At 61.3% G+C, this 23,724-nt stretch carries 15 protein-coding genes and 1 tRNA gene; 15 read left to right on the top strand and 1 reads right to left on the bottom strand.

Features of this window, described 5'->3' with window-relative positions:
* The first annotated feature begins 71 nt into the window (after window positions 1-71).
* Entirely contained in the window at window positions 72-2,156 is a 2,085-nt protein-coding gene (locus O3297_RS25355; RefSeq protein WP_305050702.1) for a M13 family metallopeptidase, read from the top strand.
* 182 nt (window positions 2,157-2,338) lie between these two features.
* Window positions 2,339-4,408: a M13 family metallopeptidase gene (locus O3297_RS25360; RefSeq protein WP_305050704.1), complete on the top strand. Its 2,070-nt coding sequence runs from the start codon at window positions 2,339-2,341 to the stop codon at window positions 4,406-4,408.
* Between the two features lie 132 nt (window positions 4,409-4,540).
* Here O3297_RS25360 and O3297_RS25365 read toward each other — a convergent pair whose 3' ends face one another.
* Window positions 4,541-5,104, bottom strand: a complete 564-nt coding sequence (locus tag O3297_RS25365; RefSeq protein ID WP_070279983.1) for a cytochrome c5 family protein — start codon at window positions 5,102-5,104, stop codon at window positions 4,541-4,543.
* 199 nt (window positions 5,105-5,303) lie between these two features.
* On the opposite strand from O3297_RS25365, the gene O3297_RS25370 reads away from it, so the two are divergent.
* From O3297_RS25370 to O3297_RS25430, 13 genes are all read left to right on the top strand, one after another.
* Window positions 5,304-5,379: transfer RNA gene (locus O3297_RS25370), tRNA-Arg, on the top strand.
* 427 nt (window positions 5,380-5,806) lie between these two features.
* Window positions 5,807-8,464 (top strand): TonB-dependent receptor, encoded by a 2,658-nt coding sequence (locus O3297_RS25375; protein WP_305050706.1) that lies wholly within the window; start codon window positions 5,807-5,809, stop codon window positions 8,462-8,464.
* 109 nt (window positions 8,465-8,573) lie between these two features.
* Complete coding sequence (locus O3297_RS25380; RefSeq protein ID WP_305050707.1) at window positions 8,574-9,926, top strand: MFS transporter; 1,353 nt, start codon at window positions 8,574-8,576, stop codon at window positions 9,924-9,926.
* Between the two features lie 24 nt (window positions 9,927-9,950).
* Window positions 9,951-10,898 carry a family 43 glycosylhydrolase gene (locus O3297_RS25385; protein ID WP_099389764.1) on the top strand — a complete coding sequence of 316 codons (948 nt, stop codon included), beginning with the start codon at window positions 9,951-9,953 and terminating at the stop codon, window positions 10,896-10,898.
* 18 nt (window positions 10,899-10,916) lie between these two features.
* Entirely contained in the window at window positions 10,917-11,987 is a 1,071-nt protein-coding gene (locus tag O3297_RS25390) for an aldose epimerase family protein (RefSeq protein WP_305050708.1), read from the top strand.
* 196 nt (window positions 11,988-12,183) lie between these two features.
* Window positions 12,184-13,926 carry an IlvD/Edd family dehydratase gene (locus O3297_RS25395; protein ID WP_034752921.1) on the top strand — a complete coding sequence of 581 codons (1,743 nt, stop codon included), beginning with the start codon at window positions 12,184-12,186 and terminating at the stop codon, window positions 13,924-13,926.
* A 12-nt stretch (window positions 13,927-13,938) separates the two neighbouring features.
* Entirely contained in the window at window positions 13,939-14,931 is a 993-nt protein-coding gene (gene araD1 / locus O3297_RS25400) for an AraD1 family protein (RefSeq protein ID WP_305050709.1), read from the top strand.
* Window positions 14,928-16,505, top strand: coding sequence for an aldehyde dehydrogenase (NADP(+)) (locus O3297_RS25405; protein ID WP_305050710.1), 1,578 nt, complete (start codon window positions 14,928-14,930; stop codon window positions 16,503-16,505). The genes araD1 and O3297_RS25405 overlap by 4 nt, the downstream gene beginning before the upstream one ends.
* An 86-nt stretch (window positions 16,506-16,591) precedes the next feature.
* On the top strand, window positions 16,592-17,359 hold the full coding sequence (locus O3297_RS25410) for an SDR family NAD(P)-dependent oxidoreductase (protein ID WP_305050711.1): 768 nt from the start codon (window positions 16,592-16,594) through the stop codon (window positions 17,357-17,359).
* Window positions 17,360-17,582: 223 nt separating this feature from the next.
* Window positions 17,583-19,127 carry an alpha-N-arabinofuranosidase gene (locus O3297_RS25415; protein ID WP_305050712.1) on the top strand — a complete coding sequence of 515 codons (1,545 nt, stop codon included), beginning with the start codon at window positions 17,583-17,585 and terminating at the stop codon, window positions 19,125-19,127.
* 69 nt (window positions 19,128-19,196) lie between these two features.
* On the top strand, window positions 19,197-20,231 hold the full coding sequence (locus O3297_RS25420) for an arabinan endo-1,5-alpha-L-arabinosidase (protein WP_305050713.1): 1,035 nt from the start codon (window positions 19,197-19,199) through the stop codon (window positions 20,229-20,231).
* Between the two features lie 9 nt (window positions 20,232-20,240).
* Window positions 20,241-22,598 carry a glycoside hydrolase family 127 protein gene (locus tag O3297_RS25425; RefSeq protein ID WP_305050714.1) on the top strand — a complete coding sequence of 786 codons (2,358 nt, stop codon included), beginning with the start codon at window positions 20,241-20,243 and terminating at the stop codon, window positions 22,596-22,598.
* 162 nt (window positions 22,599-22,760) lie between these two features.
* Window positions 22,761-23,723, top strand: a complete 963-nt coding sequence (locus tag O3297_RS25430; RefSeq protein ID WP_034783686.1) for an ABC transporter substrate-binding protein — start codon at window positions 22,761-22,763, stop codon at window positions 23,721-23,723.
* The last annotated feature ends 1 nt before the right edge of the window (window position 23,724 follow it).

Consider the following 23,724-nt stretch of genomic DNA (forward strand, 5'->3'; position numbering starts at 1 on the left):
GCCTGGCGCGGCAGGCTATCCGCCCGAAGCCATCCGCCCGGTCTTTTTGACATGCCCCATAAGGACAATCCGTGAATCGCTATCTCTTGAGCAGTCTGACCCTGACCCTGTTGGCTGCGTTTGCCCATGCCGCCGAACCTGTATCCGCCGCTGCCGCCCCGACCGTGGCGCCCGGCGTCGCACCTTCCGCACCTGCCGCCGCCGGCGTCGTTTCCGGTATCGATGTGCAGTACATCGACCCCGCCGTGCGCGTGCAGGACGATTTCTTTACCCATTTGAACGGCAAGTGGCTGGCCACGGCCGAGATTCCTGCCGACAAGTCGAGCTGGGGTTCGTTCGCCAAGCTGCGCGATGACACCACGCCACAGTTGCGCGGCATCATCGAAGCCACGCAAAAGGACAAGAACAGGAAAGCCGGTTCCGAAGCGCAGAAAATCAGCGACCTGTACGCCAGCTACATGGATGAAGCCAAGCTCGAGTCGCTGGGCACGAAGCCGCTGGCCGGCGAACTGAACCGCATCCGCTCGCTGCGCGACAAGAAGGGCGTGCCGGCCCTGATCGCTCACCTGAGCCAGACGGGCGTGGCGACCCCGTACGCCGTCTACGTGGGCCAGGATGCGCGCGCCTCGACGAAATATGCGGCATATGTGAGCCAAAGCGGCCTGGGCATGCCGGACCGCGACTACTACCTGGAAGCCAAGCAGGCTGGCGTCAAGGAAAAATACCAGGCGCACGTGGAAAAAATGCTGGCCATGGCGGGCGACAAGAACGCCGCCGCCCGCGCCAAGGCTGTCGTGGCCCTGGAAACGGCCCTGGCCGAAGTGCAATGGACCAAGGTCGAGAACCGCGATCCCGTCAAACGCTACAACAAGACCGACATCAATAAACTGAACGACCTGACCCCGGGCTACGACCTGAAGTCCGGCCTGGCCGCCCTGGGCATCGCCAACAAGGTCGATTACGTCATCGTCAACCAGCCGAGCTACCTGGCCGGCTACAACAAGGTGCTCGCGTCTGCCGACCTGGATACCCTGAAGGCGTATTTCGAATGGCAGTTGTTGCGCAGCTATGCCAGCTACCTGTCGAAGAACTTCGTCGACGAGAGCTTTGCCTTCTACGGCACGGTGCTCAGCGGCGTGACGGAAAACCAGCCGCGCTGGAAGCGTGGCGTGGGTGCTGTCGAAGGCGTGCTGGGTGAAGCCGTCGGCAAACTGTATGTCGCGCAATACTTCCCGGCAGAACGCAAGGCGCACATGCAGGAGCTGGTGAAAAACGTGCTGGCCGCCTACAAGGACAGCATCGATACGCTGGACTGGATGAGCCCGGAAACCAAGAAGGAAGCGCAAGCCAAGCTGGCCAAGTTCACGCCGAAGATCGCGTATCCGAACAAATGGCGCGATTACACGAAGCTGCAAATCGTCCAGGGCGACCTGGTGGGCAACATGATGCGCGCCGCCAACTTCGGTTCCGCGCGCCAGGTGGCCAAGCTGGGCAAGCCGATCGACCGCGAAGAGTGGGGCATGACGCCGCAAACGGTGAACGCCTATTACAGCTCGACGATGAATGAAATCGTCTTCCCCGCGTCCATCCTGCAGCCGCCGTTCTTTGACGCCAACGCGGACGACGCCGTCAACTATGGCGCCATCGGCGCCGTCATCGGCCATGAAATCAGCCACGGCTTCGACGACAAGGGCAGCCAGTCCGATGGCGACGGCAACCTGCGCGACTGGTGGACCCCGGCCGACCGCAAGAATTTCGCCGCCAAGGCCGACGCACTGACCAAGCAATATGACGGTTACAGCCCCTTGCCTGGCTACCACGTCAACGGCGCCCTGACGCTGGGCGAGAACATTGCCGACAACTCGGGCGTGGCGATCGCCTACAAGGCCTATAAAATCTCGCTGGGCGGCAAGCCGGCGCCCGTGCTGGACGGCTTGACGGGCGACCAGCGCTTCTACATGGGCTTTGGCCAGGTATGGCGCAGCAAGATGCGCGAAGCGCAGCAGATCGTGCAGATCAAGACCGACCCCCATTCGCCGGGCCAGTACCGCGCGAATGGCACCATGGTCAACCAGCCTGGCTTCTACGAAGCGTTTGGCGTGAAACCGGGCGACAAGATGTATGTCGCTCCGGAAAACCGCGTGATCATCTGGTAAGCCCAGCCTCGATGAAAACGTAATCCTGTAACAACAAAAGAGACCACCTTGCGTGGTCTTTTTTGCATTCTGGCCAAAGTTCTTTCTGTCATTTCGGCCGGTATGCTACAGTCAAAAACCGGGCCAGAAGCCTTGGGCCTTCTGACCCTTATATTCCACACAATACAATATAGAGGACAACCGTGAATCGTTATTTGTTAAGTGCATTGACCCTGAGTTTGCTGGCCGGCGTGTCCGGCATGGCTGGCGCCGCTGATGCGGCCAAGAAAGCCGCTCCCGCCACGGCCGTTGCGGCTGCGGCGCTGACGTCCGGCATCGCCGTCGAATACGTCGATCCTGCCGTGCGCGCGCAGGACGATCTGTTCCAGCACCTGAATGGCAAATGGCTGGCGGAAACCGTGATTCCTGCCGACAAGTCGAGCTGGGGCAGTTTTGCCAAGCTGGCCGACGATACGCAAACGCAGCTGCGCGGCATCGTCGAAGGCGCTGCCGCCGACAAGGCCCGCGCGGCCGGTTCGAATGCCCAGAAGATCGGCGATTTCTATAACAGCTTCATGGACGAAGCCAAGCTGGAAAGCCTGGGCCTGACGCCGTTGAACGCGGAGCTGGCGAAGATCGCCGCGCTGCAGGACAAGGCGGAATTGCCTGCCGTAATCGCCCACTTCAGCAAGCTGGGCGTGACCTCGCCTTACGATTTCGGCATTCACCAGGACGCCAAGGATTCCACCAAATACGTGGCCGACATCGTGCAGAGCGGCCTGGGCTTGCCTGACCGCGACTACTACCTGGAAGCAGGCAAGGCCGACACGCGCGCCAAATACCTGGCCCACGTGGAAAAAATGCTGAGCCTGGCCGGCGACGCGAACGCTGCCGCCAATGCGAAAGCCATTGTGGCGCTGGAAACGGAACTGGCCAAGGCGCAATGGAGCAATGTGCAGAACCGCGACCCCGTCAAGACCTACAACAAGGTGGAACTGGCGAAACTGGCCGCCGTGGCGCCAGGCTACGACTGGGCCCGCTACCTGAAGGACACGGGCATCGCCGGCAAGGTCAATTACGTGATCGTCAGCCAGCCCAGCTACCTGAAGGGTTTTGCCGAGATCGCCAACAAGACTCCGCTGGAGACGTGGAAAGCATATTTCCAGTGGCATTTGCTGCACGCTAACGCCGGCTACCTGCCGAAAGCGTATGTCGATGAAAACTTTGCTTTCTATGGCACCACCCTGACGGGCGTGACGGAAATGCGTCCGCGCTGGAAACGCGGCGTGGGCGCCGTCGAAGGCGCGCTGGGCGAAGCCGTGGGCCAGCTGTACGTGGAGCAGTATTTCCCGGCCGAGCGCAAGGTGCGCATGGAAGCGCTGGTGAAAAACCTGATGACGGCCTACAAGCAAAGCATCGACAAGCTCGACTGGATGAGCCCTGTCACCAAGAAACAGGCGCAGATCAAGCTGGCCAAGTTCACCACCAAGATCGGCTATCCGAACAAATGGCGCGATTACTCGGGCCTGACGGTGGCGCCGGACGATTTGATCGGCAACATCCAGCGTTCGCACCTGCTCAACTACAACCGCGAATTGAACAAGCTGGGCCAGCCCATCGACCGCGACGAGTGGGGCATGACGCCGCAGACCGTGAACGCTTATTACAACCCTGAGCTGAACGAAATCGTCTTCCCGGCCGCCATCCTGCAAGCGCCGTTCTTCGACGCCAACGCGGACGACGCCGTCAACTATGGCGCCATCGGCGGCGTCATCGGCCATGAAATCAGCCACGGCTTCGACGACCAGGGCGCCCAGTACGACGGCGACGGCAACCTGCGCGACTGGTGGACCAAGGCCGACCATAAAAACTTCGCCAAGAAAACCAAGCAATTGGTGGCGCAGTACAACAGCTTCAGCCCCGTCAAGGGCCACTTCGTCAACGGCGAACTGACCCTGGGCGAAAACATCGCCGACAATTCCGGCGTGGCAATTGCGTATAAGGCGTACAAATTGTCGCTGAACGGCAAGCAAGCTCCCGTCATCGACGGCTTCACGGGCGAGCAGCGTTTTTATGCGGGCTTTGCCCAGGTATGGCGCATGAAGATGCGCGAAGCGCAGCAACTGGTCTTGCTGAAAACGGACCCGCACTCGCCAGGCCAGTTCCGCGCCAACGGCACCATGCGCAACCAGCCCGGCTTCTACCAGGCCTTCGACGTGAAACCGGGCGACAAGATGTATCTGCCACCGAAAGACCGCGTCATCATGTGGTAACAGCAGTTCTGACGCGCTAGCACCGAGCCGCCCCGCATCAAGCCGGGCGGCTTTTTTACGCCGTGTGATCTGGCGCAAACTGCGGGTAAAAAAAACCGCCCATCCGGGCGGTTCCTTGCTACTGCGAGCTGCTTACTTGGCAGGCTCCGCGGCTGGTGCGGCAGCGCCGTCAGCTGCAGCGGCTGGTGCCGGCACTTCCGGTTCCTTGAACTTGCCGCCCGACGCATTGGCAATGTAGACAACGGCGCGCGCCACTTCCACATCGTCGAGGTCGGGATTGCCGCCCTTGGCCGGCATCGCGCGCAAGCCTTCGATGGCGTGTTTCAGGACCGTATCGTAGCCCTGGGCCAGGCGGGCAGACCAGCCGCCCGCATCGCCAAACTTCGGCGCACCGGCCACGCCGGCGCCATGGCAAGCCACGCAGGTCGCCGTGTAGACGGCTTCGCCGCTTTGCAGCACTTTCGGACCGCTGGCATCCTTGAAGGTGAAGCCGGCATTGGCAACCGGACTCAAGCGCTCGGCAATGGCTTCCGGCGACTGGCTGTCCGTACCGGCGCCCGTCAGTTTTTGCGCCGTGACGAACTGCACCAGCAGGATGATGCCGATGACGGTGATGAGGAAGAAGCCAGCTACGGCGGCAAGCAATTGTTTAGGCGTTTTGATCGCTGATTGTTGTTCGTTATGTGCGTCGCTCATGATGTCCTTAGTCCAGATTTGAAACTGATGGCCGTGTAAGGTAGCATTTTTACATGCCTGGATGTAAACCTTTATGAAACCCACAATTATAGGCACAAAAATTGAGCAGTGACATGCAATTGCCAGCGATACGACAGTTTCCGTAGACGTAGGTAAAGAAAAACGGTATCCTTCGCATCACTTCAGAAATTCCCCCTACGCGGCTGTAGCTCAGTGGATAGAGTATTGGCCTCCGAAGCCAAGGGTCGTGGGTTCGATCCCCGCCAGCCGCACCAGACAAATCAAGACTCCCGTTTTATCCAGCCAGCATTGCCATGCGGCTGCATGCCGTGTTCTCCATTGTGACTTCAACCCGGCAGGGACTGTGACGCTGCGCAGCGTGCGAATCCAATACCTCCACACTTTCGTGCGAGAACGACGCTTGCCTCGGCACGTGACTGTTTCTGCTCGCCATGGGCACCGTGTGCCACCACATGTCGATACTGCCACTTTTTTGTGCGCCACCTTCCGAAAACGCCCCTGACGCCCCTGCCGTTGTCCGTTTGCAACCTCCAAAGTCCGCTAACCGCCGATATCAAAATTGATATCGAAACAGTGGAAAAATTGATTGGAGAGATTATCGCCCAGCCCCTAAGATAAACGCCGAGCATGCGAACGACATGCAAGCAGCACAAAAAATATCAATACAATATCTGGAGATTCATGATGCGCAACGCCACCGGCCCGCTCGCGGCCACTTCCCCTCGTCCATTCATCTTGAAGGCAGCCGTTGCGGCATTGGCCGGTATTGGCCTGCTGAGCACGGCTTCGGTATGGGCGCAGGAGGCGGTGGTGGCCGATGCCAGTGCCGAGCCTGCTGCGGAAGTGTCGGTCGTGACCGTCAGCGGCGTGCGCCGTTCGGCGCAAAATTCGCAGCAGATCAAGATGCGCTCGGACCAGGTCATCGATTCCATCGTCGCCGACGACATCGGCAAATTCCCTGATAACAATGTAGCCGAGACCCTGGCGCGCATCTCCGGCATCCAGATCCGCCGCGATTCGGGCGAGGCCAGTGCCGTCATGATCCGCGGCTTGCGCGATGTCACGACCCTGCTCAATGGCCGCGAACTGTTCACCACCACGGGGCGCTACGTCAACCTGGCCGACATTCCCGCCACCATGCTGCAGCGCGTGGACGTGTACAAATCGCAGGGCGCGGACCAGGTCGAAGGCGGCGTGGCCGGCATCATCGACGTGCGCACCAACCGCCCGTTCGACTTCAAGGAGTTCACGGCCAGCGTGAACACGCGCGCCGTCTACAGCGACAAATCGAAAGCCACGGACCCGAACATCAGCGGCATGGTGGCTAACCGCTGGAAGACGGGCATCGGCGAAGTGGGCGCGCTGCTGGGCTTGTCGCAGCAGCAGCACCGTTACCATGAAGAGCGCGCATTCAATACGGCGCCCGTGGATAAAAGTTTCCTGTCGCCTGGTTTGACGGGGCCGGACCAGGTGGGCTTGCTGCCGATCAAGGGCGACCGCCGCCGCAGCACCGCCAATGCCGTGCTGCAATGGCGTCCGAACGCCGACGTCGAGCTGTACGCGGAAGGCATGGCCACGCGTTTCCTGCTTGATGCCGAGTCCGACTACTTTGTCGGCTTGCCATGGTGGGGCACGCCCGTGTCGGCTACAAAGATTCCCGGCACCGACCAGCTGCAAACGCTCACTTCCACCAACGTCAACACCATCATGTCGACGCAGGCGAACAAGAACCAGACGAAGACGCATCAATTTGCCGTCGGTGGCTTGTGGGATATCAATCCGGAATGGCGTTTCACGTCGGAAGTGGCCAGCACCAAAAGCACCTATGCCTGGCGCAACCCGATTCTCGATGCGATTACCGTCGTGCCGAATGCCCGCATCAATACCAACCAGAATGGCACCTTGCACGTCGACTACACGGGCATCGATTTGCAAGACCCGTCGAATTACTATCTGAAGGGCTTTTTCGACCGCTACGGCCGTGACCAGGGCAGCTCGAACGACTTGCGCGCCGACCTGGCGTACACACCCAGTGCTGGCGGCATCTTCAAGGAAATCAGCGTCGGCCTGCGCGGCGTGAAGCGCGAAGCCGAATCGATCAAGAGTTTCGAGGGCAATGCGGAAGCACCGGACGTGTCCGGCGCAGCGTTTCCGTTTGGCCGCCAGAGCGTGACGTCGATTCCGGGCCTTAATTGTCTGTCGGAACCGATGTCCAGCGGCGGCCCCGACTATGGTTTGAAGCAGTGGTACACGCCGTGCGCCAGCTTCCTGCTCAATAACACGGGCACCATCCGCGAAGCCGTCACGGGCAGCAGCGCGGCGCGCGCCATGGACCCGGGTTCGTTCTTCAAGGACACGGAAAAGACGTATTCCATCTATACCAAGGCAAAGATCGCCTTCAAGCTGGGCGCCTATCCTGTCGACGGCACCCTGGGCGTGCGTGTCGTGCGTACCGAGCAAAGCCTGCAAGGCAACAGTTCGCAAGATGGCGTCTACACGCCCGTCATCAGCGACACGGCCAGCACCGACGTGCTGCCGAGCGTGGCCCTGAAAATCAAGCTGCGCGCCGACCTGGTCGGCCGCTTCGCTGCCGGCCGCACCATCAGCCGTCCGGGCTTTTCCCAGCTGAACCCGGGCGTGGCCCTGGTCAACTCGACGGAAACGGTGAAAGCGACGGGCGCGGGCGGCAATCCGAACCTGAAACCGGTGACGGGCGACAATGTTGACGCGGCACTGGAATGGTATTTTGCGCCAGCCGGTTCCGTGACGGCCACCGTGTTCCACCACAAGTTCGACGGCTATATCCAGCAACGCATTTCCAGCGAAACCATCGGTGGCAAGACCTATGACGTGGACCGCCCGTACAACACGGCCGCCGGCAAGCTGCAGGGCCTGGAAATTGGCTACCAGCAGTTCTATGACGGCTTGCCGGGCCTGTTGAGCGGCCTGGGCTTGCAGGCGAACGGCACCTACATGAGTGGCACCACCGATGACGAGACGGGCAGCCATGCCATCACGGGCGTGTCGCGCTACGCCTACAACCTGGTGCTGCTGTACGAAAAAGATGCGTGGTCGGGCCGCCTGGCCTACAACTGGCGCTCGAAATTCATCGACAGCTACAACCAGGGCGGCCCCGGTCTGGACTTGAAAGTGGCGCCGACGGCCCAGCTCGACGGTTCGCTGTCGTACAAGATCAACGACCAGTTCACGGTGACCCTCGATGGCAATAACTTGCTGGACACGAAGTTCAAGGATTACTGGAACGAACCGGGCGTGTATGCGCGCGATACGCGCCGCTATGACCGCACGGTAGGGTTATCACTGCGCTGGAAAATGTAAGTTGATCGCACAGTAAACAATCAAGGGCGTTGCCATGGTTTCGGCCGGCAACGCCCCTGTCAGTTGGACAGTCACGCACGATTCATCATAAAAAGAATGGACGGAAAGCATGGAGACGAAAAAATTATCCACCGTTGAAAAGGTCGGCTTCGGCGCCGGCGACATGGCGCTCAATGTCGTCATCTCGTCGATGATGCTGATCATCACTTTTTTCTATACCGATATCTATGGCTTGAAAACCACCGACCTGGCCCTGCTGTTCGTGGCCGTGAAAGTCATCGGCGCCATCGCCGACCTGGTCATGGGCCAGATCACCGACCGCTACAGCTTTGCCTCGGGACGCTACCGGCCGTACCTGCTGTGGCTGGCCGTGCCGTATGGCGTCAGCGTCTTCTTTGTCTTCAGCACGCCCGAATGGCAGTATGACGCCAAGCTGATCTGGGCATATTCCACATATATCCTGATGACCATCATGACGGCCGGCGTGGGCATTCCCTATATTTCCCTGATCAGCGGCTTGACCAGCGACCCGCAGGACCGCCTGTCGGCCAACGGCTACCGCCTGTTCTTCGCCAAGATCGGCGCCTTCATGGTGACCATCGTCGTGCCGGTCCTGTCGCAGCGCTGGGGCGGCGGCAACCCGGCCGTCGGCTACCAGGCGGCCATGGCCGTGATGGCCGTCATGGGCGTGGCCCTGTTCCTGTTCTGCTATTTCTCCACCACCGAAAGAGTCGTGCACGTGGTGGAAAAGCAATCGCTGCTGGCGCAATTGAAGGTACTGCTGCAGAACGACCAGTGGCTGGTGCTGTGCGGCGTGTGCGTCACGGGCACCATCGGCTATGTGGTGCGCGGCTCGGTCGCCATTTATTACGCGAAATACTATCTGGGCGGTAGCACGGAAACGGTGGCCGCTTTCCTCACGACGGGCGTGGTGGCCGCCATCCTGGCCATGATCGCCTCGACCTGGATCACCAAGTTCTATTGCAAGGTGAAACTATTCCGCTACACGCAGATCGGCGTCGCGCTGATCAGCCTGGCGATCTATTTCTTTGTGAAGCCGAGCGACACCGTGCTGGCCTTCGCCCTGTATTTCCTGCTGTCCTTTGTGGTGGACTTGCATGCGCCCGTGTTCTGGTCGGCCATCGCGGAAACCATTGATTACGGTCAAGTCAAGACGGGCAAGCGCGTCTCCGGCTTCGCCTTTGGCGGCATTTCCGTCTGCCAAAAGGCGGGCATGGCGGTGGCGGGCGGCCTGGTGGGCGTGCTGCTGGCGTATTTCGACTACCAGCCCAACCATGAGCAAACGCAATTCGCCCTGAACGGCATCGCCCTGATGCTGTCGATCATCCCCGGCTTTTTCCACTTGTTGATGGGCTTGCTGATGTTCAAGTACCGCATCAGCGACAGCTATTACACGGGCGTGAAAACCGAAATGCACAAGCGCGGCTACGTGGCCGCGTAAGAATAATTGAATGGAGCAAGCAACATGGCAGACGTCTTGAAACCGCTGATCGAACAGCGCGCCGACCCGCACATTTACCGCCACAGCGACGGCTATTATTACTTTACGGCCTCCGTGCCCCAGTACGACCGCATCGAGCTGCGCCGCGCCGACAGCATCGCGGGCCTGGCGGACGCGCAGACTGTCGACGTGTGGCACAAGCCGGAAACGGGGCCGTACAGCGAACTGGTGTGGGCGCCGGAACTGCACTTCAACCAGGGCGCCTGGTATGTGTATTTCGCCGCCGCGCCGAGCCGCGAGATCAAACATAAACTGTTCCAGCATCGCATGTATGCGATCCGCAATACCAACGCCAATCCGCTCGAAGGCGAATGGGAATTCATGGGGCAGATCGACACGGGCATCGACACCTTTTGCCTGGACGCCACCACGTTCGAGCACGACGGCGTGCTGTATTACCTGTGGGCGCAGAAGGATGTCGCCATCGAAGGCAATTCCAACCTGTACATCGCGCCGATGGCCACGCCGTGGCAGCTGGCCGGCCCGCCCGTGATGCTGAGCAAACCGGAATTTGACTGGGAAATCCGCGGCTTCTGGGTCAACGAGGGACCGTCCGTGCTGAAGCGCAATGGCAAGATCTTCATCAGCTATTCGGCCAGCGCCACCGATGAAAACTACGCGATGGGCTTGCTGTGGGCTGACGCGTCCGCCGACTTGCTCGACCCGTTTTCGTGGAGCAAGTCGCCCGAGCCCGTGTTTGCCACCTGCTATGAGCACGGCATCTACGGCCCCGGCCACAACAGTTTCACGACGGCCGACGACGGCGATGGTGTGTTGCTGGTGTACCATGCCCGCACCTACACGGAAATCGTCGGCGACCCTCTGTGGAACCCGGATCGCCATACGTTTGTCAAACCGCTGCGCTGGGATGCGCAAGGCATGCCCGTGTTTGGCCGCTCATCGACCCTGTAACGTTACGGACCCGACGCCATGACCCCAGTTGATTCTGTTTCAGTGACGCAAGCGCCGTTCGGCATCCTGCCCGATGGCCAGCACGTCAGCGTATTTACCCTGACGAACCGCCAGGGCATGCAAGTCAAGGTGCTCGACTTTGGCGCCATTATCAGTGAAATCCACGTGCCGGACCGCGACGGCACCTTTGCCGACGTGGTGCTCGGTTTCGAGCGCATCGAACCGTATCTGCACAACAGCGCTTTCCTGGGTGCCGTCATCGGCCGCTTCGGCAACCGCATCGCGCAGGGGCGTTTCAGCCTCGACGGCAAGGATTACCAGCTGGCCGTCAACAATGCGCCAAACCACTTGCATGGTGGCAATCAGGGCTTTCACCAGGTCATGTGGCTGGCCGAGCCGTTCACCAGGGACGATGCCGTCGGCGTCACGTTCACGCGCAGCAGCCCGCACGGCGAAGACGGCTACCCGGGCAAGCTGGACGTCACCGTCGTGTACGAACTGGACAACGACAATGCGCTGAGCCTGCGCTACCATGCCGTCACGGACCAGGCCACGCCCGTCAACTTGACCAACCACAGCTATTTTAATCTGGCGGGGCAGGGCGATATCCTCGGCCACGCGTTGTCCATCAACGCGGACCGCTACCTGCCCGTGGACGCGGGGTCGATTCCCACGGGCGAACTGGCGGATGTGGCAGGTACGCCGTTTGACTTGCGCCAGAGCACCATCATCGGCGACAGCATCGCCCTGCCGCATGAGCAACTGGGCATCGGCCGCGGCTATGACCATAACTTCGTGCTGAATCAACAGGCGGAGCAAGGGCTGAAGCTGGCCGCCACCGTGCGCGATCCGCAATCGGGCAGGGTGATGCAGGTGTACACGCAGGAGCCCGGTGTCCAGTTTTATTCGGGCAATTTCCTCGACGGCAGTCAGCCCGGCAAGCTGCGCGCCAACAGCTATCGCAGCGCGCTATGCCTGGAAACCCAGCATTTCCCGGATTCGCCGAACCAGTCCCACTTCCCCAGTACGATTTTGCGGCCGGGTCAGGAGTATCGGACGCAAACCGTGTATCGTTTTTCCGCAGAGTAAGCACCCCGGCCAAAACAGCCTGCGCCCTGCCGCCACGTGCGCGCAGGGCGTTTTCATTGGGGGATGTTGATATCGTTTTCGATATCGGAACGCATTAAAAATTGATTGGAAAGGCATGGCAGGATTCTTTAGTATTCCAACATCGCTGCCCGGGCCGACGACATTAGATCCGGCATAGCACAACCAGGAGAATGGCATGTCTGAGACAAAAAAGAAGGTTGCCCTGCGCTCTGCCGAGTGGTTCGGCTCGCAGGACAAGAACGGCTTCATGTACCGCAGCTGGATGAAAAACCAGGGCATACCTGACCACGAGTTTCACGGCAAGCCGATCATCGGCATCTGCAATACCTGGTCCGAACTGACTCCCTGCAACGCCCATTTCCGTCAGTTGGCCGAACACGTCAAGCGCGGCATCCTGGAAGCGGGCGGTTTCCCGGTGGAATTCCCCGTCTTCTCGAATGGCGAATCGAATTTGCGCCCGACGGCCATGCTGACGCGCAACCTGGCCTCGATGGATGTGGAAGAATCGATCCGCGGCAATCCGATGGACGCCGTCGTGCTGCTGGTCGGCTGCGACAAGACCACTCCAGCGCTGCTGATGGGCGCGGCCAGCGTCGACATCCCCACCATCGTCGTCAGCGGCGGCCCCATGCTGAACGGCAAGCTCAATGGCAAGGATATCGGTTCCGGTACGGCCGTGTGGCAGCTGCACGAGCAGATGAAGGCCGGTTCCATCACCTTGCACCAGTTCATGTCGGCCGAATCGGGCATGTCGCGCTCGGCCGGTACCTGCAACACCATGGGTACGGCCTCGACCATGGCCAGCATGGCCGAAGCGCTGGGCACGTCGCTGCCGCACAACGCGGCCATCCCTGCCGTCGATTCGCGCCGCTACGTGCTGGCGCATATGTCGGGCATCCGCATCGTCGAAATGGTGCACGAAGACCTGCGCCTGTCGAAAGTGCTGACGCGCGAAGCGTTTGAAAACGCCATCAAGGTCAACGCCGCCATCGGCGGCTCGACCAATGCCGTGATCCATTTGAAAGCGATTGCCGGCCGCATCGGCGTGCCGCTGGAGCTGGAAGACTGGACCAAGGTAGGCCGCGGCACGCCGACCATCGTCGACCTGCTGCCGTCGGGCCGTTTCCTGATGGAAGAGTTTTACTATGCGGGCGGCTTGCCGGCCGTGATACGCCGCCTGGGCGAGGGCGACTTGCTGCCGCACAAGAATGCGCTGACCGTCAACGGCAAGTCGCTGTGGGACAACTGCGTCGAAGCGCCGATCTACAACGATGAAGTGGTGCGCACCTTGGACAACCCGCTGCTGGCCGATGGCGGCATCTGTGTGCTGCGCGGCAACCTGGCGCCACGCGGCGCCGTGCTGAAACCGTCGGCCGCTTCGCCGCACCTGATGCAGCACCGCGGCAAGGCTGTCGTGTTCGAAGATTTCGAGCATTACAAGGCCCGCATCGTTGATCCGGATCTGGATGTGGATGCGAACTCCGTGCTGGTGATGAAGAACTGCGGTCCGAAAGGCTATCCGGGCATGGCTGAAGTGGGCAACATGGGCTTGCCGCCGAAACTACTGGCGCAAGGCATCACCGACATGGTGCGGATCTCGGATGCGCGCATGAGCGGTACCGCCTACGGCACCGTCGTCTTGCACGTGGCACCGGAAGCGATGGCGGGCGGCCCGCTGGGTATCGTGCGCGATGGCGACATGATCGCCCTCGATTGCCACAACGGCAGCCTGAATATCGACATCAGCGACGCGGAAATCGCCGAGCGCCTGGCGGCCCGCGAACTGGGCAGCGCGCCCGGGCCGAAGAGCGGCTACCAGCAGCTGTACATCGAACACGTGTTGCAGGCCGATGAAGGCTGCGATTTCGACTTCCTGGTCGGCAATCGCGGTTCCGCCGTGCCGCGCCACTCACACTAAGCGGAGAATCCCATGCTGTTGCTGCAATTTACGAATGAACATGGCGGCCGCCTGGTCGGCCTGCTGCAAGACGACCAGATCCGCGTCATCGAAGGCTACAACACGACATATGCGCTGGCGCAAGACGCCATCCGCAAGAAGGTCAACCTGGTGGAACTGGTCAATGCTACTGTCGGCAACACCACGCATTCCTATGCGGACGTGGCCGCCGGCGGCCGTGTGCTGCCGCCGCTGGACCACGCGGATGAAGCGCACTGCTACGTGACGGGCACGGGCCTGACCCACCTGGGCAGCGCCGGCGCGCGCGACGCCATGCACAAGAAGATCGGCGGCGACGCGGAGTCTTTGAGCGACTCCATGAAAATGTTCCGCCTGGGCGTGGAAGGCGGCAAGCCTGCCGCTGGCACGGCCGGCGCCCAGCCGGAATGGTTCTATAAAGGCGACGGCTCCATCGTGCGCGCCGGCGGCCAGCCGCTGCGCATGCCGGACTTTGCCCTCGATGGCGGCGAGGAGCCGGAAATCGCCGGCCTGTACGTGATCGGCGACGATGGCCAGCCCTACCGCGTCGGCTACGCCATCGGCAATGAATTCTCGGACCACATCACGGAACGCCAGAACTATCTGTACCTGGCCCACTCGAAACTGCGTGCCTGCAGCGTCGGGCCGGCCCTGCTGGTGGGCGAATTGCCCGCGCACATCGCCGGCGCCTCGCGCGTGCTCGATGCGGCTGGCAATGTGCGCTGGGAAAAGGCGTTTGTCAGCGGCGAAGAGAATATGTCGCACACGATTGCCAACCTGGAACACCACCACTTCAAGTATCCGCTGTTCAAGCGCCCTGGCGACGTGCATGTGCACTTCTTCGGCACGGCCACCCTGAGCTTTGCCGATGGCGTGAGCGTGGCGCCGGGCGAAACCTTTGAAATCGAAGCGCCGGCCTTTGGCCCCGCCTTGCGCAACCGCCTCGACGTCTTCCCAACCGAATTTGCGAAAGTGAGCACATTATGAGTTTCAATATCACCGGTGATGCATTGATCGGCGGCGTTGCCGTCCAGGGCAATGGCGGCTCCTTCCAAGCCTGGGATCCGGCCGCGCGCGCGCACATCGCGCCTGCCTTCCACATGGTTGACGTAGCGCAAATCGACGCAGCCTGCCGCCTGGCGCAAGCTGCGTTCGACCCGTTCCGCGCCACCACGGATGCGGAACGCGCCGATTTCCTCGACACCATTGCCGCGCAAATCCTCGAACTGGGCGACGACCTGATCGTGCGCGCCATGACGGAAAGCGGCTTGCCGCGCGCGCGCCTGGAAGGCGAACGTGGCCGCACGGTGGGTCAGCTGAAACTGTTCGCCGGCTTGCTGCGTGAAGGTTCGTGGACGGATGCGCGCATCGACAGCCCGCTGCCTGACCGCGTGCCGCCGCGTCCTGACTTGCGCTTGCGCATGATCGGCCTGGGCCCCGTCGCCGTGTTTGCGGCCAGTAACTTCCCGCTGGCCTTCTCCGTCGCCGGTGGCGATACGGCCTCGGCCTTGGCTGCCGGCTGCCCCGTCGTGCTGAAAGCCCACTCGGCCCACCCTGGCACGTCGGAGCTGGTGGCGCGCGCCATCGTGAAAGCGATTGCCCTGTGCAAGCTGCCGGCCGGCGTGTTTGCCTTGCTGACGGGAACGGGCAATGGCATCGGCCAGGCGTTGGTGGCCCATCCGGCCATCCAGGCCGTGGGCTTTACGGGTTCGCGTTCGGGCGGCATCGCCCTGATGAAGGTGGCGGCAGAACGTCCGCAACCGATCCCCGTGTATGCGGAAATGAGCAGCATCAACCCCGTGTTTGTGCTGCCGCAAGCCTTGGCCGCCCGCGGCGCGGCGATCGCCAGCGGTTTTGCCGCCTCGCTGACCATGGGTGTGGGCCAGTTCTGCACCAATCCCGGCCTCGTGCTGGGCCTGGAAGGCGCCGACTTTACGGCCTTTGCCGCCGCTGCCGCCGAAGCGCTGGCGCCTGCGCCTGCCGCCACCATGTTGACGGCTGGTATTGCCAGCAGCTATGCCAAGGGCGTCGCCGCCCTGGCGCAGCACGTCGATGTGACGCCGCTGGTGCAAAATACGGGCGACGAAGGCAAGGGCGCCGCCGCCCTGTTCGTCACTTCGGGGGAAGCGTTTTTGGCCAAGCATGACTTGCGCGACGAAGTCTTCGGTCCCGCCTCCCTGCTGGTGGCTTGCCGCGACATGCAACAGTTGCTGGCGATCACGGAAAGCCTGGAAGGCCAGCTGACGGCCACCCTGCAGATGGATGCGGGCGACCTGGAAGATGCGCGCCGCCTGCTGCCTGTGCTGGAACGCCGTGTGGGCCGCATCCTGGCCAACGGTTTCCCCACCGGCGTGGAAGTGTCGACGGCCATGGTGCACGGCGGCCCGTTCCCGGCCACCTCCGATGGCCGCAGCACGTCCGTGGGCACGGCAGCCATCAACCGCTTCCTGCGTCCCGTGTCGTACCAGAACCTGCTGCAGGACTTGCTGCCAGAGTCGCTCCGCGATGATAATCCGCTGGGGATCTGGCGCCGTCACGATGGCGTGTTGGGCAAGGACTAAAACCTGCTGCGCGGCGGGGCCAACGGGTCTTGCCGCGCCGGCTTGTGTTGCACGTTGTATATAAAAAATAAACAGGTGGAGACAAGATGAAGCAATTGGCGAAATATGGCAGCTTGCAGGGCAAGCGCGTGTTCATCACGGGTGGCGGCAGCGGCATCGGCGAATCCCTGGTGGCGGAATTTACCGCCCAGGGCGCGTTGGTGGCGTTTGTCGATATCGCCGTGGAAGCGAGCGAGGCCCTGTGCCGCCGCCTGGCCGAAGCGGGCCTGACGGCGCCCTTGTTCCGCCATTGCGACATCACGGATATCCCCTCCTTGCAAGCCGTCATGGCCGAACTGGCAGGCGAGCTGGGCGACTTCGATATCCTCGTCAACAATGCCGCCAACGACCAGCGCCACCAGGCGCAGGACGTCACCCTGGAATACTGGAACGAGCGCATTGCGATCAATCAACGTCCCATGTTCTTCACGTGCCAGGCCGTCTTCGAAGGCATGAAGCGCAAGGGCGGCGGTTCCATCATCAATGTCAGCTCGATTTCCTGGCACATGAAGTCGGGCGGCTACCCCGTGTATGCCACCACCAAGGCCGCCGTCGTGGGCCTGACGCGGGGCCTGGCGCGCGATTATGGCGCCCACAATATCCGCGTCAACACGGTCACGCCGGGCTGGGTCATGACGCAGCGCCAGATCGACCTGTGGGTCGACGACGCGGCCGAAGTGGAAATCAAGAAAAGCCAATGCTTGCCAAGCAAGCTGATGCCACAGGACATCGCCGCCATGGTGCTGTTCCTGGCCTCGGATGACGGCGCCATGTGCTCGTCCCAAGAATTCATCGTCGACGCCGGCTGGGTCTGACAAAACGTCCAGGGCGTTGTTGCAGGGTCTTGCCGTACTAGCGTACTGTCTGCGACCCTGCGCCTAGCCCTGGGCGTTTTGTCGGCCGCGGGTTTGCCCGCAGCCATCCCCCTCCTTTGAAATACCGCTCTTGCCGCCCCAACCCTGCGGCAGGAGAGGCATCGCCACATCCATTGCCGGCTTGATCCCGGCCCTTGCTTTTCACTTAAAAACAGGAGACAGCATGAAATTCATCAACACCAGCATCGCGGCCTTGAGCCTGGTCGCCGGCAGCGCCTTTGCCGCACCCGTCAGCGTCACCATCGACGTGGCCAAGCCCGGTTCCGTGATCAACAAGAACGTATATGGCCAGTTCGCCGAGCACCTGGGTACCGGTATCTACGAAGGCATGTGGGTGGGGCCGGACTCGCCCATTCCGAACACCAAGGGCTGGCGCAATGACGTGCTGGGCGCGCTGAAGCAGTTGCACGTGCCCCTGGTCCGCTGGCCGGGCGGCTGCTTTGCCGATGAATATCACTGGAAGGACGGCATCGGCGCGCGCGCCCAGCGCCCGACCAAGGTCAATACCAACTGGGGCGGCGTGGAAGAGTCGAACGCCGTCGGCACGCACGAATTCTTCGACCTGGCCGAGCTGCTGGGCGCGCAAACCTACATCAACGGCAACCTCGGTTCCGGCACGCCACAGGAAATGTCCGAATGGCTCGAATACATGACGTCGGACAGCAAGTCCACCCTGGCCGAGCTGCGCCGCAAGAATGGCCGCGCCCAGCCGTATAAAGTCGATTACTTTGGCATCGGTAATGAAGCCTGGGGTTGCGGCGGCAATATGCGCCCGCAGTACTACGCCGACCTGTACAAGCACTATCACACCTTCATGAAAACGCCGGAAAGCGCGCGCCCGAAATTCATCGCCAGCGGCGGCAATGACGACGACATCAGCTGGTCCAGCACCCTGAGCCGCGAAATCAAGCCGAACATGATGGACGCCATCAGTTTCCACTACTACACGGTACCGACCGGCGTGTGGGAAAAGAAGGGCGCCGCCACGGGCTTTGGCGAAAATGAGTGGATTTCCACCCTGAGCCGTACCCTGCGCATCGATAGCTTGATCAAGAACAATCTCGCCGCCATCGACAAGAACGACCCATCGAAAAAGACGGGCTTGTACGTCGATGAATGGGGCACCTGGTACGACGTGGAGCCGGGCACCAACACGGGTTTCTTGTTCCAGCAAAACAGCTTGCGCGATGCGCTCGTCGCCGCCCTGAACTTCAATATTTTCCACGCCCATGCAGACCGCGTGCGCATGACGAATATCGCGCAAATGGTCAACGTGCTGCAGGCGATGATCATCACCGACAAGGATAAATATTTCCTCACGCCCACGTATCACGCGTTTGAAATGTACGTGCCGTTCCAGGATGCCACATCGTTACCGGTCGCCATCAATGGCAATGGCAAGTACAGCCTGGGCAAGGTCAGCATTCCTGAAGTCAGCGCCTCGGCCGCGCGCGCCAAGGATGGCAAGGTGTACTTGTCCTTGGTGAATACCAACCCGCACAAGGCTGTCGATGTGAGCGTGGCGCTGGCAGGTCAAAAAGTGACAGCCGTGAATGGCCGCGTGCTGACCGCAGGCAAGATGGATGCCGTCAACAGCTTTGCGCAACCGCAAGCCGTGCAGCCCGTGGCGTTCAATGCCAAGGCGCAAGGCGGCAAGCTGACCGTGTCGGTGCCTGCCAAGGCCGTCGTGGTGGTGGCTGTCGAATAGTCTTTCACCCCTTGTCATTCATCCGGCCGGCCCGCATGATGGGTCGGCCCATTCATATCGGAGTAGACGATGCATACATTGACCCGCGGCATGGCTGCCATCCTGGGCACCCTGGCGATCATGGCTGCCGCGCACGCGGCCCAGGTCAGCGTGCACGACCCCGTGATGGCCAGGGAAGGCGACACGTATTATCTGTACAGCACGGGTCCCGGCATCACCTTTTACAGTTCGAAAAACATGGTCGACTGGCAGCCCGAAGGGCGCGTCTTCGCGGGCCAGCCCACTTGGGCAAAAACAGCCGCTCCCAGTTTTGACGACCATATCTGGGCGCCCGACGTACAATTCCATGACGGAAAATATTACCTGTATTACTCCGTGTCCGGTTTCGGCAAGAACACGTCCGGCATCGGCGTGACCGTCAACACCACCTTGAATCCCCGTTCGCCCGACTACCGCTGGGTCGACAAGGGCATGCTGCTGCAATCCGTGCCCGAGCGCGACGAGTGGAACGCCATCGACTCGAACATCATCACCGATGCCAAGGGCACGCCATGGATGTCGTTCGGCTCGTTCTGGAATGGCATCAAGCTGGTGAAACTGACGCCCGACTGGACCCGTATTGCGGAACCGCAAGAGTGGCATTCCCTGGCGCGACGCGTGCCCTTGCCGCCAAGGGCCGGCGAATTCAAGCCCGCACCGGAGGAAATCGAAGCGCCGTTCATCTTCCAGCGTGGCAGCGATTATTTTCTCTTTGTGTCCTGGGGCCTGTGCTGCCAGAAGGAAAAAAGTACCTACCACCTGGCCGTGGGACGCGCCCAAAGCGTGGCGGGGCCGTACCTGGACAAGGATGGCCGCGACATGGCGCAGGGCGGCGGCACGGTGCTGCTGCAAGGCGACAAGGACTGGAAGGGTCTGGGCCACAACAGCGCCTACACCTTCGATGGCAAGGATTACCTGGTGCTGCACGCCTACGAAACGGCGGACAATTACTTGCAGAAGCTCAAGATCCTGCCCATGACGTGGGACAAGGATGGCTGGCCGCAGGTCGATGCGCGCGACTTGAACCGCTATCAAAGCCGCCAACTGCCGGTCGCCAAACCCTGAGGGCGCCCCATGCAAAAGACCTTGTTGACGCTGGCGCTGGCCGCCGGCGGCCTGTTCGCGCCTGCGGCGCAGGCAGCCGAGCTGTTTCCCCTCGCGTCCGTGCGCTTGAAAGCGGGACCGTTTCTCGATGCGCAAACGACGGACTTGCACTATCTGCTGGCGTTCGATCCGGACAAATTGCTGGCGCCGTTTCGTCGCGAGGCGGGCTTGCCGCAGGTGCAGTCCAGCTATGGCAACTGGGAATCGACAGGGCTGGACGGCCACATGGGCGGGCATTACCTGTCCGCGCTGGCGCTGATGGTGGCATCGACGGGCGACGCGCAGGCGCGCGAACGCCTCGACTATATGCTGGTGGAATTGAAGAAATGCCAGGATGCCAATGGCAACGGCTATCTGGGCGGCATCCCCGATGGCAATGCCGCCTGGCAAGCCATCGCCAAGGGAAAATTGCAGGCCGACACCTTCTCCGTCAATGGTAAATGGGTGCCGTGGTACAACCTGCACAAGGTGTTCGCCGGCTTGCGCGACGCCTACCAGTACGCCGGCAATCTCGAAGCGAAAACCATGCTGATCGCCTTGTCGGACTGGGCAGTGAATCTGTCGGCCTCGCTTACCGATGCGCAGATGCAAGCCATGCTGCGCGCCGAACATGGCGGCATGAACGAAGTACTGGCCGACGTCTACGCGATGACGGGCGAGCAGCGCTACATGGACCTGGCCGTGCGCTTTTCGCACCAGGCGATCTTGCAGCCTTTGGCGGCGCAGCAGGACAAGCTGACGGGCCTGCATGCGAATACGCAGATTCCGAAGGTGATCGGCTTCGAGCGCATCGGCGCGCTGACAGGCCGGCGCGACTGGCAGCAGGCGGCGCAATTCTTTTGGCAAACCGTGCACGACAAGCGCACGGTGGCCATCGGCGGCAATAGCGTCAAGGAGCATTTCCACGACGAGCACGATTTTTCCGCTATGGTGGAAGAGGTCGAAGGGCCGGAAACGTGCAATACCTACAATATGCTCAAGCTCACGGAGCAGCTGTTCCGCCGCGATGAGCAGGTGCGCTACGCGGATTACTACGAGCGCGCCCTGTACAACCATATCCTGTCGTCGCAGCGCCCGGGCACGGGCGGCTTCGTGTATTTCACGCCGATGCGCCCGAACCACTACCGCGTGTATTCGCAAGTGGACAAGGGCATGTGGTGCTGCGTGGGATCCGGCATCGAAAGCCAGGCCAAGTATGGCGAGTTCATCTACGCGCATGAAGGCGACGCCCTGTACGTGAACCTGTTCATGGCGTCCACCCTGGACTGGAAAGAGCAGGGTGTGAAGATTATCCAGAGCACGCAGTTTCCTGACCAGGACACGACGCGCATTACCGTGCAGGGCAATAAGACCTTCAGCATGAAGATCCGCTACCCGCAGTGGGTAGCCAAAGGCAAGCTGCGCGTCAAACTCAACGGCAAGGCCATGCGCGTCGCTGGCGTGCCCGGTGACTACGTGACCATCACGCGCGCCTGGAAGTCCGGCGACACCATCGACGTGGTACTGCCGATGACGACGCGCCTGGAACAGATGCCGGACCAGTCGAATTACTATGCCGTGCTGCATGGCCCCATCGTGCTGGCCGCCAGGACGCAGCCGTTCGCCAATGAAGCCCTGAATTACTTTGCCGACGACTCGCGCATGGGCCATATCGCCCAGGGGCAAGTGTGTCCGTTGGAATCGTCGCCCCTGTTCGTCAGCGATGAGAAGGATTTCATGCGGAGAATCCGCCCCGTGAAGGGCCAGCCGCTGACGTTTACGGCGCCTGGATTGATCCAGGGCAAGGATGCGGCGAAGATAAAACTGATCCCGTTCTTCCGCCTGCATGACTCTCGCTACATGCTGTACTGGCCCGTGTCCACGCCGGCCAGGATGGCGCAGCTGCAGGAAACCACCGGGCAAGCGGAAGCGCAGCGCCTGGCGCTCGATGCGCAAACCATCGACCAGGTGGCGCCCGGGCAGCAGCAGCCCGAGTCCGACCACGGCTTCCAGGCGGAAGGGGGAGAAAACGGCGTCAACAAGGGCAGGCACTGGCGCCATGCGACAGGCTGGTTCAGCTATGAACTGAGCGACCCGCAAGCCGAAGCGAAGCGATTGCGCCTGACCCTGTCCACCCTGGATGCGGGCCGCGTCTTTGACGTCCTGATCAACGGCATCAAGGTCGAGACGGTCGCCGTGGCGGCCGATGCGCCGCAAGAGCTGCATACGCTCGATATTGCCGTGCCTGCGGCCTTGGTAGCGGCCGCCAAGGGTAAATTGCGCGTGAAATTTGTCGCCGGCAAGGATTCCGTGGCGGGCGGCCTGTACGGACTGCGCCTGTTGCGCTGAGGGAAGAGGGACTCTGCTTGCGATACCGATACGCAAATCGGTATCGCAAGCGAAAAAGAATTGATTGGATGGCTATGTTGCTTTCTCCTACCATGGGTTCATAAAAAACCGCCCATCCGGCATCCGGCTGTGATGGTATTCCAAAAAAAACTGGAGACAAGAATGAAATTGACACGCCGCACACTCCTCGCCAGCGCCATGCTGCTCGCACTGTCCGCTACTTCTTCCGCTTTCGCCGCCAAGCCCCTCGTCATGGGCTTTTCGCAGGTGGGCGCCGAAAGCGAATGGCGCACCGCCAATACCGTCTCCATCAAGGATGCCGCCAAGAAAGATGGCGTTACCCTGAAATTTGCCGATGCCCAGCAAAAGCAGGAAAACCAGGTCAAGGCGCTGCGCTCGTTCATCGCGCAAAAGGTCGACGTCATCGCCTTCTCGCCGGTCGTTGAATCGGGCTGGGATACCGTCTTGCGCGAAGCCAAGGCTGCCAAGATTCCCGTCATCTTGACGGACCGCGCCGTCAACGTGGCCGACAAATCGCTGTACGTGACCTTCATCGGTTCCGACTTCGTGGAAGAGGGCCGCCGCGCCGGCCAATGGCTGCTCGAGCATGCCAAGAAAACCCCGGACGCCACCCTGAACATCGTTGAGCTGCAGGGCACGGTGGGCTCCGCCCCGGCCATCGACCGCAAGGCGGGCTTCCTGGAAGTGGTGGGCAAGAATCCGAAGATGAAGATCATCCGTTCGCAAACGGGCGACTTTACGCGCGCCAAGGGCAAGGAAGTGATGGAAGCCTTCCTGAAGGCCGAAGGCAAGAAGATCAACGTGCTGTACGCGCACAATGACGACATGGCCATTGGCGCCATCCAGGCCATCGAAGAAGCGGGCATGAAACCGGGCAAGGACATCATCATCATCTCGATCGATGGCGTCAAAGGCGCGTTCGAGGCCATGATCGCCGGCAAGCTGAATGTCACCGTCGAGTGCAGCCCGCTGCTGGGTCCGCAACTGATGTCCATCGCCCGCGATGTGGTGGCCGGCAAGCCCGTGCCAGCGCGTATCACGACGGTGGAAGGCGTGTTCCCTGCCGAGGTGGCCGCCAAGGAATTCCCGAACCGTAAGTACTAAG

The organism is Janthinobacterium sp. SUN128, from assembly GCF_030587275.1.
Classification (GTDB): domain Bacteria; phylum Pseudomonadota; class Gammaproteobacteria; order Burkholderiales; family Burkholderiaceae_D; genus Janthinobacterium; species Janthinobacterium lividum.